The following is a 16,881-nucleotide window of genomic DNA, read 5'->3' as shown; positions in this document are numbered from 1 at the left end:
GCTCCCACCTCCCGCACGCAGGGGCACCGCACGCACCCGGCACCCCTGCGCGCACCCGACGCACACACGCACGTTCCTCATGGCTGTACACCGAAGGAGCGTTTGTCATGCACGCGATAACCCTGCGATCGTTGCTCCCCAAACGCCACAGAGCCCTCCTCCTGGTCCTGCTCGCCCTCGTCACCACGATCCCGGCGCTCGGCCTGGTCATGACGGCCGGCAGCGGCAAGGCGGAGGCCCACGGCACCCCTATGAAACCGGGCAGCCGCACCTTCCTGTGCTGGCAGGACGGGCTGACCGACACCGGTGAGATCAAACCGGTCAACCCGGCCTGCAAGGCGGCCCAGCAGGTCAGCGGCACCACGCCGTTCTACAACTGGTTCTCCGTGCTCCGCTCGGACGGCGCCGGTCGCACCCGCGGCTTCGTCCCCGACGGCGAACTGTGCAGCGGCGGCAACCCCAACTTCACCGGGTTCAACACGCCCAGCAAGGACTGGCCCCTGACCCACCTCACCTCGGGCGCGACCGTCGACTTCTCGTACAACGCATGGGCGGCGCACCCCGGTTGGTTCTACGTCTACATCACCAAGGACGGCTTCGACCCGACGAAGACGCTCACCTGGAACGACATGGAGGAGCAGCCGTTCCTGACCGTCGACCACCCGCCGCTGAACGGCAGCCCGGGCACGGTCGAGGCCAACTACTCCTGGCGGGGCAAGCTCCCGGACAACAAGTCGGGCCGCCACATCGTCTACGTGGTCTGGCAGCGCTCCGACAGCCAGGAGACCTTCTACTCCTGCTCGGACGTCGTCTTCGACGGCGGCAACGGCGAGGTGACCGGCATCAAGGAGCCGGGCAACCCCACCGACCCCGTACCGGGCCAGTGCTCGGCGACCCGCCGCACGACGGGCACCTGGAACGGCGGCTACCAGTCCGAGGTGACCGTCGAGAACACCGGTGACGTGCCGATGCTGGGCTGGATGGTCGACTGGACGCTGCCGGGCGGGCAGTCGGTCAGAAGCCTGTGGAGCGGCAACGCCACCTACAGCGGGCAGAACGTGATGGTCCACAACGTCGACTGGAACGGGTCGCTGGATCCCGGCGAGAGCACGACGTTCGGGTACGTGGTGGACGGCTCGGGAGGTGATGCGGCCACGAGCCTGGCCTGCCGGGTGGGCTGAGCGGCCACCGCGGCCGGTACGCGAGCCGGTCGCGTGAGCCGCGTGAGCCGAGCGGCTCGGGGCGGACCGGGTGGGCGGCCGTGCCCGCTCATCCGGTCCGCGCGCCGGGCCGGTCTGCTCCGGAAGGGTGAGACCGTACGCGCGCCTCCGGCACCGTACGGCCTCTTCCGTGGTACCGGTGGCGCACGTCACTGTCCCCGCGGTGTGTGCCATCTGTGGTGCGCGACCCGTCCGAAGGAGGAGGGGCCGCGTCATGCGTTTCCGTCTCACGTTCCTGCTGCTGGCCGCAGCCCTGACACTGGGGAGCACCACCCCGGCTCTGACGGACCGGGAGAACGCCTCCCCGGAACCGGTCCGGGACCCCACCGTGTACGTCGATCCCCTCATCGGCACCATGAACGGCGGCAACGTCTTCCCGGGCGCCGTCGTCCCGTACGGCATGCTCTCCTGGAGCCCGGAGAACACCCGCGGAGACGCCACCCGCACGGCCGCGCCCGGCGGCTACCGGTACGACACCACCCGCATCCGGGGCTTCAGCCTCACCCACATGTCCGGCACTGGCTGCGCGGGCGGCAGCGGCGACATCCCGTTCTTCCCGTTCGCGGGCGAGGTCACCTCCTCCCCGGCCGGCGACACCAAGGACGCGGTGTACGCGTCCGACTTCGCGCACGCCGACGAGACGGCCGAGCCCGGCCACTACAAGGTGAAGCTGGCGTCCGGAGTGACCGCCGACCTCACGGCGACCGCCCGCACGGGCTCCGGCCGCTTCACCTACCCCGCCGACAGGCCCGCCACGATGCTGATCCGTACGGCCAACTCGGAAGTGGGATCGACCATGTCGGACGTACGGATCGATCCGGCGACCCGCACGGTCTCCGGCTCGGTCACCTCCGGCAACTTCTGCGGCTACCTCTCCCCGGAAGGCCGGCGCGCCTACTACACGCTGCACTTCACGGCACGCTTCGACCGCGCCTTCAAGGCGGTCGGCACCTGGCAGGACGCCACCCTGACCCCCGGGTCCACGTCGGCGGGCGGTGGCACCGGCGGGTTCTGGGAGGGCGGCCGTCCCGTGGCCGGCAAGGGCGCGGGCGGTTATGTGGAGTTCGAGCCGGGTTCCGGACCCGTGAACGTCAAGGTCGGCATCTCCTACGTCAGCAAGGCCGGCGCCGAGGCGAACCTCAGGGCCGAGAACCCGCGCGGCCGGTCCTTCGACACCGTACGGGAGGCCGCGCGCCGCGCCTGGCGGGACCGCCTGGGCGCGATCCGGGTCGGCGGCGGCACGGAAGCGGACCGTACGACCTTCTACACGGCGCTGTACCACTCCCTGCTCCACCCGAACGTCATCAGTGACACCGACGGAAGGTACCGGGGCAGCGACGACCGCGTGCATGAGGTCGCCAGGGGACGCGGTGCGCAGTACGGCACGTTCTCCGGCTGGGACGTCTACCGCTCCCAGGTCCAGCTGCTGACCCTCCTCGACCCGCGCACCGGCTCCGACGTCGCCCAGTCGCTCCTCGAACTCGCCCGCCAGAACGGGGGCGTGTGGGACCGCTGGCTGCACGGCGCGGCGGGCACCCACGTCATGAACGGCGACCCGTCCCCCATCGCCCTCGCGGGCATCCGGGCCTTCGGCGGCACGGACTTCGACCTGCGGGGCGCGCTGGACTCGCTGGTGCGGGCGGCCACGGTGCCCACCGAACGGGACCTCTCACCGGCGGGCAGGCCGGTCCTCTCGGCGGGGCAGCGCCCCTCGCTGGACAAGTACCTGGCGAAGCACTACATGCCGTCGGTGTCGAACGCCTGGGGCGGTGCCGCCGAGACACTGGAGATGTCGGGCGCCGACTTCGCGCTCTCCCAGCTGGCACGGGCGGCAGGAGAGAGCACCACGGCAGCCGTCTTCGCCGACCGCTCCCAGTGGTGGCGGAACAACTTCAACAGCGCGGCCACTCCGGCCGGCGGCTACATCGCCAACCGCAAGGCGGACGGCAGCTGGGTCACGGGCTTCACCCCCGCCACCCGCAACGGCTTCGTGGAGGGCACGGCGGCCCAGTACACCTGGATGGTGCAGCACAACCCGGCCGGCCTGTTCGCGGCCATGGGCGGCCGGGACAAGGCGGTCGCCCGCCTGGACAACTTCTTCCACAAGGACGACGGCAGCTGGGCGCTCACGGACAGCGGCGGCGAGAAGTCCGAACTGGACAACGAGCCGACGATCAACGTCCCCTACCTCTACGCGTACGCGGGCGCCCCGTACAAGACGCAGGAGACGGTCCGCGCGGCGATGCGCGAGCTGTGGTCCACCCGGCCGGGCGGCATCCCCGGCAACGACGACCTGGGCACGATGTCGTCCTGGTACGTCTTCTCGGCGCTCGGCATGTATCCCCAGGTACCGTCACGCGCCGAACTGGTCCTGTCCTCCCCGCTGTTCCCCTACGTGCACATCGAGCGACCGCACGGCAACGACATCGAGATCCGCGCGACGGGGGCGTCGGCCGGCGCCCCGTACGTCCACTCGCTGAAGGTCGACGGCCGTCCGGCCGATCGCCCCTGGCTGCCGTCGTCGTTCGTCCGTGACGGCGGGCGGCTGGACTACACCCTGGACGCCGCCCCGAACCGCACCTGGGGCAGCGACCCCGCCGACGCCCCGCCCTCCTTCCGCGAGGGCGAGCGGCCCCACCGGGTCGGCCGCTGACCCGCCGCACCTGCGGTCCCGGCCCGGGGCGCCCGCGCCCGCCGGAGCCCCGCGACGGCAGGACATATGGCGTGTTCGTCCAGGTATGCGATTCTGATGTGTGGGTGCCCTGCCGCTCACGGGCGGCGCGGTCCGGTCTCGTCGGGTCGTGCGCCCACGCCGTCGCCGCCTGAGTTCAGGGGAACCCCTACCTGCCGGCACCTGCGGCACGGACGGGAGGTAGGTACGGACAATGCCCCATTACGGCGGTGCCCGGGCCGCAGTGTCGGGTCTGCGGGCACTCGGGGCCGGGGCACAGGACGTCGGTTTGCCACGCCCGGCGTCTGAGCCCACTGCGAGAGAGCGGGTCCTGGCGTTCACCGGGGCCGCGCTGATGGCTGTCTACGTGCCGAATGAAGGGGGCCGAAACCTCCGGCTCGTCGAGTCGGCCGGAACCGGCACCGGCACCGGCCGGGACGGACTGCCGGAGCGCATTCCGGTCTCCGGCGACTCACCCGTGGCCGACGCCTTCCGCGTCGGCCGGCAGCTGTGGCTGAGTTCCGCGCCGTTCGCCTCCCGTCCCACGGACGGTCCTCTCGCGGTGCTGCCGCTCGGGGCGGCCGGCGGATGGCTGGGCTGTCTCGTCGTCGTGGGCGACTCCGTGGACGGCTTCGGAGCCGAGCAGCGGGACTTCCTGGAGCAGTACGCCGTGGCGATCTCCCGCCGGCTCCGGGGCGAGGCCGACACGGCCGCGCCCGAACCACCGCTCGATCCCGCCCTGCGGAGCATGCGCGTCGGTTCGTTCGTCCTGGTGCTGAGCACCGGCGTGGTCGAGTCCGACGCGACCCTGCGCGAACTGGTCGGCATCTCCGAGGACGACTTCGACGGCGAGACCGACGCCCTCCTGACGTACACCGTGCCGGAGGACCTTCCCTCGCTGATGTCGGTGCTGGAGCCGTCCTCGCAGGTCGGCGGCCTGAGGGAACTGGAGTTCCGTATCCGTCGGCCCAGTGGTGAGCTGTGCTGGCTGCGCCTGGTCTGCCGGGTGCTGAGGGGTGTGGACGACGGGCCGGACCGGGTGGTGGGTCTCGTGACCGCGGCTCCCGTGCTGCGCCAGAGCGCCAGTGACGTCGCCAGGGTGCAGTGGCTGACCGCCGCGCTCGACGACGCCACGACGGTCCGGGACGTCAGCGGGGTGATGGTCGCCGCCCTGCGCGAGCCGCTGGGTGCCGACCGGGTGGCCCTCGCCGAGCTGGTGGACGACCGGCTGGCGGTCACCGTGCTCGATCCGCCGGGGGACGGTGCCTGGCCCGAGCTGTGGCGTTCCGAGTGGCACTCGGAGTGGCCCGACGCGCCGGTCGGCGCGCTGTCCACGCTGCGGGCGGTGCTGCGGGACGGCCGGATGAGACTGTGGTCCGCGGGGGCCGTCATCGAACCCGGGCTCATGGGCATCGGCCCCGGCGGGCTGGCCGTCCTGCCGCTCCGGGCCAAGAGCGGGGTCGCCGGGGTGTGCCTGGTCGGCTGGGACGAGCCACATGAGTTCGGCCCGGAGGAGCGGTCCCTGCTCACCGCGACGGCGGGGCTGGTGGGGCAGGCCCTCAAGCGGGCACGCGTGTACGACGCCGAGCAGGAGCTCGCCACGATGCTGCAGCGCAGTCTGCTGCCGCGCCGCCTCCCCGAGCTGCCCGGTGGGACGGCCGTGGCCCGCTACCTCCCCGCCCAGCGCGGGCTGCAGGTGGGCGGTGACTGGTACGACGTCATCGCGCTCTCCGAGGGCCGGGTGGCCCTGGTCATCGGCGACGTGCAGGGCCACAGCGCCGGGGCCGCGACGATCATGGGCCAGATGCGCACTGCGGTCAGGGCCTACGCCGTGGAGGGCCACCCGCCCGACGTGGTCGTCTCGCACGCGAACCGTCTACTCGTCGGCATGGAGACCGACCTGTTCGCCACCTGCTGCTATGTCGAGCTGGACATGGAGGAGGGCAACGCGCTGTTCGTCCGGGCCGGGCACCTGTCCCCGCTGCTGCGGCACCCGGACGGCAGCACCGAGGAGGTGGCCGTCGAGGGCGGACTCCCGCTGGGCATCGTCGCGGACGCCGAGTTTCCCCTGACCGCCGTCGCGCTGTCTCCCGGCGCCGTTCTCGCGCTGGTCACCGACGGCCTGGTCGAGTCGGCCGCCCTGCACCTGGACGAGGGCATGCGGCGCACGGCTGAGGCGCTCGCCGCCGCCGACCCCTCGGATCCCGGGCGGATGGCCGACGCACTGCTCGGCGAGGACGGTCGCCGTGAGGACGACGTGGCGTTGCTGCTGCTGCGCTACGACGGGATGAAGGTGCGGCCCGTTCGGTCAGGATGGGTGGTGTGGCGGCTGCCCGACGCCGTCATGCACGCCCGCCGCTTCACCGCGCGTACCCTTCGCACGTGGAAGGTCCGCGAGGAGGCCGACACGGTACTGCTGGTCGTCTCGGAACTGGTCACCAACGCGCTGGTCCACACCCAGGGCGCCGTCCGGCTCGACCTCACCCACGCCGGGGACCGGATACGGGTCACCGTGACCGACTCCTCACCGCGCGCCCCCGCCAAGCCGGTGATCGTGGACTGGGAGTCGACCGGCGGCCGGGGCCTGTTCCTGGTCGAGGCGGTGTCGGCGTCCTGGGGCTCCGTGCCGGTCGGCGGCGGCAAGCAGGTGTGGAGCGAGTTGGTCGTGGCCCCGCCCGCACCGGGGCCCGTGGACGACGGGCCCGCGCAGCACGACGCCGGACCCGGACGCGAGGGGGCGGACCCGGACGGAACCGAGGGGGCCGGAAAGGAAACCCAGGGGGCCAGAAAGGGAATCGAGGGGGTCTGAAGATGAGGACCCGCACGCGCAACGCCCTCGCCGCCCTCGTCACGGGGCTCATGGCCGTGTCCATGGCCGGTTGCGGAGAGACCGAGGGAGAGGGCGAAGACGGCTTCACCGTCGGCCTGCTGCTGCCGAGCAGCGCGGTCCCCCGCTGGGAACGCTTCGACAGACCCCTGATCGAGAAGCGGGTGAAGGAGCTGTGCCCCCACTGCAAGGTGGCGTACGCCAACGCCGCGGACGACGCGATGAACCAGCGCGACCAGATGAACTCCCTGATCACCAGAGGGGCACGGGTCATCATCCTGGACGCGGTCGACGTCAAGGCGATGCGTTCCTCGGTCCAGGCGGCAGACCGGGCGCACATCCCGGTCGTCGCCTACGACCGGCTCGCCGAGGGCCCGATATCGGGCTTCGTCAGCTTCGACGGCACCCAGGTCGGCAGGCTCCAGGGCAAGGCACTCCTGGAGGCCATGGGAGACAGGGCGAAGGGCCGGCGGATCGTCATGATGAACGGCGACCCGATCAGCCCCAACACGGCCTGGTACAGAAAGGGTGCCCGGTCCGTCCTCGGCGACAAGGTGACGATCCGCAAGGAGTACGCCAACCTGGAGTGGCGGGCGGAGAACGCCCACGACAACATGGCCGCCGCGATCAGCGACCTGGGCGCGCACCGCATCGACGGAGTCCTGGCGGCCAACGACGCCATCGCCTCCGGTGTCATCTCGGCGCTCAAGAGCGCCCGTGTCTCACCGCTGCTCCCCGTCACCGGCCAGGACGCCGACCTCGACGCGGTGCAGCGGATCGTCAAGGGCGAGCAGACCATGACCGTGTACAAGTCCTTCGAGCGGCAGGCCGACGTGGCCGCCTCCATGGCCGTGGCCCTGGGGCACGGCAGGTCGGTCCACGCCATCGCCACGACGACGGTGGACAGCCCCACCACCCAGGACGTCCCGGCCGTGCTGCTCACTCCGGTCCCCGTCACGGCCGGCACCATCGGGCGGACCCTCGTCAGGGACAAGGTGTACTCGATTCACGAGATCTGCACTCCGAAGCTCCGGTCCGCCTGCGACCGGGCCGGGCTCACCGGACCGAAGAAGGTCACCGAACCGAAGAAGCTCACCGGACCGAAGAAGAAGGAGATGGGAGGTGATCCCGGTGGCGTACCCGCCCGTGCTGGCGTTGCGCGGCATCTCCAAGCGATTCGGCGGCGTCCAGGCGCTCCTGGACGTGGAACTGCAGCTCCGGGCCGGTGAGGTGGTCGCCCTGGCCGGGGACAACGGTGCCGGCAAGTCCACGCTCATCAAGGTCATCTCGGGGGTCGGGCCCGCCGACCGGGGTGTCATCGAGTGGGAGGGCCGGCCCGTCCACATCAAACGGCCCCACGACGCCCAGGCCCTGGGCATCGCGACCGTGTACCAGGACCTCGCGATGTGCGACAACCTCGATATCGTCGGCAATCTGTTCCTCGGCCGGGAGATCGACCGGGTGGGCATCCTCAACGAGGTGGAGATGGAGCGCCGCGCCCGCGAGCTGATGCACACCCTGTCCATCCGTATCCCCGATGTGCGGGTGCCGGTCGCCGCGCTGTCCGCGGGACAACGGCAGGCCGTCGCGATCTCCCGCTCGCTGATGGGCTCACCGAGGGTCCTGCTCCTCGACGAGCCCACCGCCGCCCTGGGCGTCGAGCAGACCAGCCACCTCCTCGACCTCATCGAGCAGGTACGGGACCGCGGCATGGCGGTCCTCCTGATCAGCCACAACATGGGCGACATCAAGGCCGTAGCGGACCGTGTCGCCGTCCTCCGCCTGGGCCGCAACAACGGCCTGTTCGACGTCAGCACCGCATCCCAGGAGCAGATCATCTCCTCCATCACCGGCGCCGCGGACAACGCCGTGGCCCACCGCACGACGGGCACCGAGGAGGCATGGCCGTGAGCGGGAGCAAACCGTTCGGGAGCGCCGGGCCCGGCGGCGGTGCCGGGACCGCCACGCCCGGCCGGGGCCCACGCACCCGCGGATGGCACCAGAGCCTCAAGGGGTACGCCGACGACGTCCGCGGCCGGGTGCGGGACGGTGACCACGGCCCGATCTCGGCCGTCCTCGGTCTGGTCGTGATCGGGATCGTCTTCCAGAGCCTCGACAGCAGCTTCCTGTCACCGCGCAACCTGTCCAACCTCAGCGTGGACATCGTGGGTACCGGTCTGGTCGCGGTCGGCATCGTGTTCGTGCTGCTGATCGGGGAGATCGACCTGTCGGTCGGCTCCGTGAGCGGCCTGTCGGGGGCCGTGTTCGCCGTGCTGAACGTGAACCTCGGCATACCGGAGTGGCTCGCCGTGATCGTGGCGGTGGTCTCGGGGGCGGCCGTGGGCGCCCTCCACGGGGTGTTCTTCGCCCGGATCGGTGTGCCCGCGTTCGTCGTCACCCTCGCGGGACTGCTGATCTGGAACGGCCTGACGCTCTACCTGCTCGGCGCGAGCGGCACCATCAATATCGACCAGTCCGGCCTGGTCGCCTCGCTGACCAGCAGGTACTTCGGTGCCCACGCGGTCTCTTACGGTCTGGCGGCGCTCGGCACGGCCGGGTACCTGCTGGCCGCGTTCCGGCACCGGAAGCGGAACCGGGCCGCCGGGATGCCGTCCCGGCCGCCGGGCGAGATCTGGTTGCGCGGCGGTGTCCTGGCGGTGCTCGCCTTCGGCGCCGCCCGCGTGCTCAACCAGTTCCAGGGCCTTCCCCTGGCACTGCTGATCTTCCTGGTGGTCCTCGTCGTCTCGGACTACATCCTGCGCCGCACCCGCTACGGACGGCGGGTGTACGCGCTCGGCGGCGGTGTCGAGGCGGCGCGACGTGCCGGTGTCGGTGTCGAGCGGATACGGATCTCGATGTTCATGCTGTCGGGGACGCTGGCCGCTGTCGGGGGCCTGTTCGTGGCTTCGGGGCTCACCTCGGCGAGCCCCACGACGGCCCGTGTCGCGGGCTCGGGCATGCTGCTGATCAACGCCATCGCGGCGGCCGTCATCGGCGGCACCAGTCTGTTCGGCGGGCGCGGCTCGCCCTGGTCCGTGCTGCTCGGCGTGCTCGTCATCCAGTCGATCGCCTCGGGCATGACGCTGCTGGGGATCGAGGACTCCATCCAGTTCATGATCACTGGAGGGGTGCTGCTCGCCGCTGTCGCGGCCGACTCCCTCTCCCGGCGGGCCGACAGGCTGAGCGGTCGACCACGAGCCGGTTGACGCGCTCACCACAATTCTTGATTGCTACTCCTTGCTCCTTGCTCCTTGCTTCTCGATGAAATCTCAACCAAATGGAAGAGTCGGGCATTCCTGACATACGGTGGAGAAAGTCTCGCGTCCATCGGAGTCCCATGAAGCGCAGCCGCCTCGCCCGGGTGGCCGTGACCGCCACGGTCGCCGCCGGTCTGGTCCTCTCCGGCTGCGGCCACGCGGGCCCGCCGACCGGTGGGTCGAACGGCGGCATCAACGTGCTGACCACGGACGCGCCCCAGATGCAGAACCTCAAGAAACTCACCAAGAGGTACTTCACCGCGCGGACCGGCATCAACGTCAACTACACGATGCTGCCGGAGAACGCGGCGCGGGAGCGGATGAACCGCGAGTTCGCGACCCAGGCCGGGCACTACGACGTGGCGAGCGTCAGCGCGTACGAGGTGCCGATCTACTCGGCCAACGGCTGGCTCACCCCGCTGGACTCGTACGCGAAGGCGGACAAGCAGTTCGACCAGAGCGACATCTTCCCCAACCTGATCACCGCACTGACCGGGAAGAACGGCAAGCTCTACGCCGAGCCGTTCTACGGCGAGGGGTCGTTCCTGATGTACCGCAAGGACTTCTTCCGCATGGACGGGCTGACGATGCCGGCGAACCCGACCTGGGCGCAGGTCGCCCGGCTCGCGGCCAGGCTCGACGGCACCGACGGCGCGAGCGGCATCTGTCTGCGCGGGCTGCCCGGCTGGGGCCAGAACCTCGCCCCGATCAACACCGTCGTCAACACCTTCGGCGGCTCCTGGTACGACATGGGGTGGGACGCCAGGCTCACGTCGCCGGACTTCAAGCGGGCCGTGGAGTTCTACGTCCACCTGCTCCGCACGTACGGTGAGCCCGACGCCCAGCGGATGGGGGTTCTGCAGATCCTCGACCGCTTCGTCCGGGGCAAGTGCGCCATGATGTACGACGCCACGTCGCTGGCCTCGTCCATCGAGGCCGACAGTTCACCGGTCAAGGGCAAGGTGGGCTACGTCCCGGCGCCGCACGACAAGACCAAGAGGTCCGGCTGGCTGTGGACCTGGGCCTGGGGCATCCAGAAGGCGAGCAGGCACAAGGACGCCGCCTGGAAGTTCATCTCGTGGGCCTCCTCCAAGCAGTACCAGGCGGAGGTGGGCAGGGAGCTCGGCTGGACCGCGGCGCCCGCCGGGAGCCGCGAGTCGCTCTACGACAACCCCGAGTACCAGAAGGCGGCCCACGCCTGGTACCGGCAGGAGTACATGGCCGAGACGCAGTCCGCCGATCCGAAGGACCCGGGTGTCGGGCCGCGTCCCTACGCCGGTATCGGTTTCCTGGCCATCCCCGAGTTCGCCGTTCTCGGTACCGCGGTCTCCCAGCAGATCAGCTCCGCCATCGCCGGACAGCAGTCGGTGGTCACGGCCCTGCAGAAGTCCCAGGACCTCGCGCAGGCGTCGGCGGCGAAGCATCGGGGTGAGTGAGGGGCCAGGTCCGGTTTTCCCCCGCCTCCCCACCCGCCCCTGCCCCTGCAACCACCCACCCGCTTACATACCACCCCCAGACCTCGGGCCGAGCCCCGACCGTCGCGCTCGGGCAGGCTCCACGCCGTGCTGGTGGGACGGTGCCGACACCGTGTCCAGGGACGGCAGTTCGGCGGTGCCCGCGGGTGGCAGTGGCACGGTGAACTCCGTGCGCCCCGGCTCGCTCTCCACACTGATGCGCCCCCCGTGCGCCGAGGTGATCGCGGCGACGACGGCAAGGCCGAGACCGGAGCCGCCCTCCTTGTCCGCGGTGCTGAGCGCGAGGCGTCGGCGCCGGTGAAGCGTTCGAAGACCGAGGGGACCAAGTGCCGCGGGACGGGTTCCCGCCCCCGTCGAACGAACCGCACCACACCTGGTCGAGGATCTGCGCAATGCTCAGCACCTGGCGCGGGTGGTAGTAGTCCGCGCAGCCGCAGCCGTGACCGAAGGGGGCATTGGCACTCCCCGGCCACGGGAATCCCTTGAGTCGCTTTCCGCACGGCGTTCACCCTGATCACTGGCTTCCGCCCACCAGGCCGGAAGCGTTTCAGCGTTCAGGGGAGGACGCCACCCATGCGAAGACTCCATGCCCTCTGGGCCGTGGCGGGAGCGGCCGGACTGCTCGCGGGCGCGATCACGCCCGCGGCGACCGCACCCGCACCCGCACCCGGATCCCCGGTCACCGTGCCGGGCTCCACACCAGCAGTCGGCACCGCACCCGCAGCGCAGACCGTCACCCTGATCACAGGCGACACCGTGACGCTCACCGCCGGCCCGGACGGCAAGAACGCCGTCGACGTCCGGCGCGGCAGGGGCCGTGAGGCGGCCACCTTCCTGTCCAGCGAGCGCGACGGCGAGATCAGCGTCTTACCGGCGGACGCGATCCCACTGGTGCAGGCGGGCCGCCTCGACCCGGCCCTGTTCAACATCACCCAGCTGGTGAAGCAGGGGTACACGGACGCGATCACCGGCGCCACCCCGGTGATCGCGACGTACGCGAAGGGCAATGCCACCCCCGACGGCGCACGCCGGACGCTCGCGCTGCCCTCGATCGACGGTGCCGCGCTCAGCGCGCGGAAGTCGACCACCTTCTGGGCGGACATCGCCCCCGCGCTCGGCACCGAACCCACCACGAAGGCCGCGCGGCAACTCGGCGAGGGCATCGAGAAGATCTGGCTGGACGCAAAGGTGGAGGTGTCCCTCGACACCAGCGTCCCGCAGATCGGCGCGCCGGAGGTGTGGCGGTCGGGCTACGACGGCAAGGGCGTCAAGGTCGCGGTCCTGGACACCGGCGTGGACACCGGGCACCCGGATCTCGCGGGCCGGATCACGGAGTCCCAGAGCTTCGTGCCGGACCAGCCCGTGCAGGACGGCCACGGTCACGGCACCCACGTGGCGTCCACGATCGTCGGCTCGGGCACGGCCTCGGACGGCAAGCGCAAGGGCGTGGCGCCGGGCGCGGAGCTGCTGGTCGGAAAGGTGCTGAACAACGCCGGCGAGGGCCAGTCCTCATGGATCATCGCGGGCATGGAGTGGGCGGCCCACTCCGGCGCGAAGATCGTGTCGATGTCGCTGGGTGGTACGGCATCGGGCTCCTCCGACGCGCTCAGCGAGACCGTCGACGAGCTGTCCGCCGCCACGGGCGCCCTCTTCGTGATCGCGGCGGGCAACACGGGCCCGTCCGAGCAGACCATCGGCACGCCGGGCATCGCGGACTCGGCGCTGACGGTGGGTGCCGTCGACAAGTCCGACAAGCTGGCCTCGTTCTCCAGCCGGGGTCCGCGCTACGGCGACTACGGGGTGAAGCCGGAGATCACCGCGCCGGGCGTGAGCATCACGGCGGCCCGCGCCTCCGGCACCAGCATGGGCACACCGGTCGACGACAACTACACGACGGCGAACGGCACGTCGATGGCGACCCCGCATGTCGCCGGCGCGGCGGCGCTGGTCGCGCAGGCGCATCCGGACTGGACGGGGCCGCAGATCAAGCAGGCCCTGGCCAGTACCGCGAAGACGAATCCCGACAACTCCGCCTTCGAACAGGGCGACGGCCGCGTCGACGCCGTGCGGGCGGTCGGACAGGGCGTCTTCGCGACCCCGACGCTGAGCTTCGGCAAGTACGAGGACGGCGACACGGAGGCCGACAGCAAAGTCATCACGTACACCAACACCAATGACAAGCCGGTGGAGTTGAAGATCTCGTCGACCCTGACCGAGGCCGCCCTGGGCGAGGACACCGTGACGGTCCCGGCGACGGGTACCGCCACCGTCGCGGTCACGGTCGACCCCTCGGACCAGCCGCAGGGCCGGTACGCGGGCCACATCACGGCACAGGCGGACGGCGTCCTGGTCACCACGGGCGTCGGCTTCGAGAAGCTGCCGAAGACCTACGACCTGAAGGTCTCGCTGGTGGACCGCCAGGGCAAGGCGTCCACCGCGGCGTCGCACTACACGCTGCAGGAGCTGAACGGCGCCTATCCCAGCGAGTACGGGTTCCTGGGCAGCACCTGGACCTGGCAGGTACCGGCCGGCACCTACTCCATGGCGACCTGGATCCCTGACCGGGACGCGGGCGGCGTGGCCGTCGGCACCTCGGTCGTCGGGGATCCCGAGATCAAGGTCGACAAGGACACCGAGGTCGTCCTCGACGCCCGCAAGGCCGTCGAGATCAAGCCGAAGACCAAGGAGGACTCCGAGTTCCAGGGATTCAGCACCAGCTGGCACCGGGAGGGACCGGGCGGCGCCTGGGGGCTGACCTACAGCCAGGGCTTTTGGACCGACCACATCTATGTGGCGCCGACCGAGAAGGTCACCGAGGGGACACTGGAGTTCTCCGCCAAGTTCCGCCTGTACGCCAAGGAGTTGACGGCGAGCGTCACCAGCCCGGAGAAATCCGCGCTGTCGTCGCTGTACTACGCGCAGACGTACAACGACTTCCCACTGAAGATCAGCGGTGACCGCACGGCGCAGGCGGTGGACGCGGGCGGCGGTACCGCGGCCGACTTCGAGGGGCTCGACGTCAAGGGCAAGGTGGCGGTGGTCGGGCTCGGCGCCACGGAGGTGGCGGACGAGGCACTGGCCAACGCGACGAAGGCGGGAGCGGGTTACGTCATCGCGTACCGCAAGAAGCCCGGCTTCTGGATCGCGGCCGTGGACCGTGCGACGACTGTCCCGCTGATGATCGCCACCGGTGAGGAGGGCGCGAAGCTCACCGACCTGCTGAAGACCGGCAAGAAGGTCAAGCTGAAGCTGGGTGGCACACCGGTCAGTCCGTACGTTTACAACCTCCTGGTCGCGCAGAGCGGCTCCATCTCGCAGAACCAGACGTACCGCATGGACAGCTCCAACACGGCGAAGCGAAAGGCTCGTTACTACGGGACCCAGGCCGGCGAGATCGGCGCGGACGCCCTCTACACGTTCCGCCCCTGGCAGCTCTTCGGCATCGAGAACGCCGATTACATGCAGCTCGGCACGGAACGGACCGAGTACTACTACGTCGACCCCGACACCCGTACCTGGCACACCGTATACCCGAACTGGCAGGCGTTCAGGGGCCAGTGGAGCCCTCTGCGGACCTTCAGCGAGGCGGCCACGGAGCCCACGGAGAGCTGGCTGCGGCAGGTCGTCCGCCCGGGGACCAGCGAGGAGTACGGCCTCTCTGAGCGAACCGGCGACAAACTCACTCTTCATGTGGCGGAGTTGAGCGACGCCACTCCGGGCCACTACGGATACATCGACACCACCGTGGACACCGCGAAGGGCAAGCTGTACGCGGACGGGCAACTGGTCGGCGACACGGTCCTCGGCGGCTACGGCACGTTCGACGTGGCGCCGGACAAAGCCGCGTACCGCTTCGAGCTGGACGTACAGCGCCAGGCGCCCTGGGCGGCGTACTCCACGAGCACCCGGACAGAATGGTCCTTCGCCTCGGCGCACACCGACGCCGAAACGGCGCTGCCCCTGCTCACCGTCGGCATCGCCCCGAAGGGTCTCGACCTCCTCAACCGTGCCGACCGCAAGCGGGAGTCGGTGATCGACCTCTCGGTCGGGAACCAGCTCGGGAGCCTCCGGCCGAGCAGCCTGAAGGCGTGGGTCTCCTACGACGAGGGCACGTCCTGGAAAGAGGTGAACGTCAAGCACGGCGAGGCGAGGTTCAAGCCCGCGAAGGGCGCGGAGTCCGTGTCGCTGCGGGTGCGGGCCGCCGACCGGGACGGCAACACGATCGACCAGACCGTACTGCGGGCCTTCGGCCTGAAGTAGACGGCGGCCCGGCACGGTGTACCAGCCTTAACAAAGATCCTCTACCGTGCCGGGCCATGGTGAACACGGCGTACGACACGGCAAGACGGCCCCCTGCCGCGAGCCCCTGGGCCGCGGTGGGGGTCTCCGCCTTCGACGAGCAGGTGTACCAGGCGATCCTTCATCAGCCCGATGCGGGCGCGGCCGGCTGGGCGCAGCTGGCCGGTGCCTCCCTGGGGCGGGTGCGCAAGTCCTGCAACCGGTTGCTCGCGCTCGGGCTGCTCCAACCGCCGGATTCCATGGGCGGGTTACGCGCGGTCGACCCCCGGGTGGCGATCCGGGCGCTGATCCGGCGGCGCGAGACGGAGTCGGAGATGCTCGCCGCCACGGCCGAGGAGATGGCCACCGCGTACGAGGCCGGATTGCTGCGTGAGGAGCCCGCCCGGTTGGTCGAGGTCGTCTCCGGAGAGGGCGCCAACGCGGCGCGCCTGGAAGAGCTGTACGCGCGCGCCGAGCGCGAGGTGTGCCTCTTCGACACTCCTCCCTATCTCGCCCCGCGCACCCCGCAGCTGGACCTCCAGGCCGATCTGCTCAGCCGCGGGATCGCATATCGCGCGATCTACGCGGCGACCGCCCTGGAGGATCCGGACGTCCTGTCCCACGCCTGGAGGATGGTCGAACTCGGCGAGCAGGCCCGGGTGTTGCCGACCGTGCCGGTCAAGTTGCTGGTGGTCGACGGGAGTCGGGCGATGCTCCCGCTGACCGCCCCGGCGGCGGGGGGCTACTGCGCCGTCGTGGTACGGCACTCGGCGGTGACCGAAGCCCTGCAGAGGCTCTTCGACCTGGCCTGGCAGCAGGCGACGCCGCTCGGCCAGGGGGCTGACGACGGTGAACTCTCCGAGGGTGAACGGACGTTGACCCGGCTGCTGGCGGCCGGGATGAAGGACGAGGCGGTGGCCCGCCATCTGGGAGTGAGCCTCAGGACGCTGCGGCGGCGGGTGAGTGAGCTGCAGGAGCGGCTGGGGGCGGCGAGCCGGTTCCAGCTGGGGGTGCGGGCCGCACAGCGCGGCTGGGTGTAGCCGACGAAGGGCCGCGCCCCTCAGGAGGAGCGCGGCCAGATGGCTCCTGGAACTGCGGACACATCGACCACGCGGATCGCGGCGCCTCGGTCGCAATCGGGGGCCCGTGCACG

The 16,881-nt window shown here is 70.7% G+C and carries 9 protein-coding genes and 1 pseudogene; 9 read left to right on the top strand and 1 reads right to left on the bottom strand.

The genetic code is table 11. The annotated features are described in order from the left end of the window. The first annotated feature begins 107 nt into the window (after window positions 1-107). The 7 genes and pseudogenes from E0500_RS20365 to E0500_RS20335 all read left to right on the top strand — a co-directional run bounded on the left by E0500_RS20365 (window position 108) and on the right by E0500_RS20335 (window position 11,411). A complete protein-coding gene (locus E0500_RS20365) occupies window positions 108-1,181 on the top strand; it encodes a lytic polysaccharide monooxygenase (protein ID WP_131562776.1) in 1,074 nt (357 codons plus the stop codon). Window positions 1,182-1,434: 253 nt separating this feature from the next. After that, window positions 1,435-3,867 (top strand): annotated as a pseudogene (locus E0500_RS20360) (GH92 family glycosyl hydrolase); the annotation flags it as partial. Between the two features lie 238 nt (window positions 3,868-4,105). Further along, window positions 4,106-6,700: a SpoIIE family protein phosphatase gene (locus E0500_RS20355; protein ID WP_131562774.1), complete on the top strand. Its 2,595-nt coding sequence runs from the start codon at window positions 4,106-4,108 to the stop codon at window positions 6,698-6,700. A 2-nt stretch (window positions 6,701-6,702) separates the two neighbouring features. Further along, window positions 6,703-7,947, top strand: coding sequence for a sugar ABC transporter substrate-binding protein (locus tag E0500_RS20350; RefSeq protein WP_131562772.1), 1,245 nt, complete (start codon window positions 6,703-6,705; stop codon window positions 7,945-7,947). Then, on the top strand, window positions 7,850-8,629 hold the full coding sequence (locus tag E0500_RS20345) for an ATP-binding cassette domain-containing protein (protein ID WP_181587256.1): 780 nt from the start codon (window positions 7,850-7,852) through the stop codon (window positions 8,627-8,629). The genes E0500_RS20350 and E0500_RS20345 overlap by 98 nt, the downstream gene beginning before the upstream one ends. Beyond that, entirely contained in the window at window positions 8,620-9,924 is a 1,305-nt protein-coding gene (locus tag E0500_RS20340; protein ID WP_131562771.1) for a sugar ABC transporter permease, read from the top strand. The genes E0500_RS20345 and E0500_RS20340 overlap by 10 nt, the downstream gene beginning before the upstream one ends. 131 nt (window positions 9,925-10,055) lie before the next feature. Beyond that, window positions 10,056-11,411 carry an ABC transporter substrate-binding protein gene (locus E0500_RS20335; RefSeq protein ID WP_131562769.1) on the top strand — a complete coding sequence of 452 codons (1,356 nt, stop codon included), beginning with the start codon at window positions 10,056-10,058 and terminating at the stop codon, window positions 11,409-11,411. A gap of 63 nt (window positions 11,412-11,474) precedes the next feature. Here E0500_RS20335 and E0500_RS45455 read toward each other — a convergent pair whose 3' ends face one another. Further along, on the bottom strand, window positions 11,475-11,843 hold the full coding sequence (locus tag E0500_RS45455) for an ATP-binding protein (RefSeq protein WP_131566451.1): 369 nt from the start codon (window positions 11,841-11,843) through the stop codon (window positions 11,475-11,477). Between the two features lie 180 nt (window positions 11,844-12,023). Here E0500_RS45455 and E0500_RS20325 point away from each other — a divergent pair, with 180 nt between their 5' ends. Together E0500_RS20325 and E0500_RS20320 are read left to right on the top strand one after the other, a co-directional pair. Continuing rightward, window positions 12,024-15,710: a S8 family serine peptidase gene (locus E0500_RS20325; RefSeq protein ID WP_131566456.1), complete on the top strand. Its 3,687-nt coding sequence runs from the start codon at window positions 12,024-12,026 to the stop codon at window positions 15,708-15,710. Between the two features lie 56 nt (window positions 15,711-15,766). Further along, window positions 15,767-16,768 (top strand): LuxR C-terminal-related transcriptional regulator, encoded by a 1,002-nt coding sequence (locus E0500_RS20320; RefSeq protein WP_131566460.1) that lies wholly within the window; start codon window positions 15,767-15,769, stop codon window positions 16,766-16,768. Window positions 16,769-16,881 lie beyond the last annotated feature (113 nt).

This window comes from Streptomyces sp. KM273126 (assembly GCF_004337435.2).
Taxonomy (GTDB): Bacteria; Actinomycetota; Actinomycetes; order Streptomycetales; family Streptomycetaceae; genus Streptomyces; species Streptomyces acidicola.
Note: the sequence above shows the minus strand (reverse complement) of the source record. Positions and strands in the feature narration are given on the sequence as shown.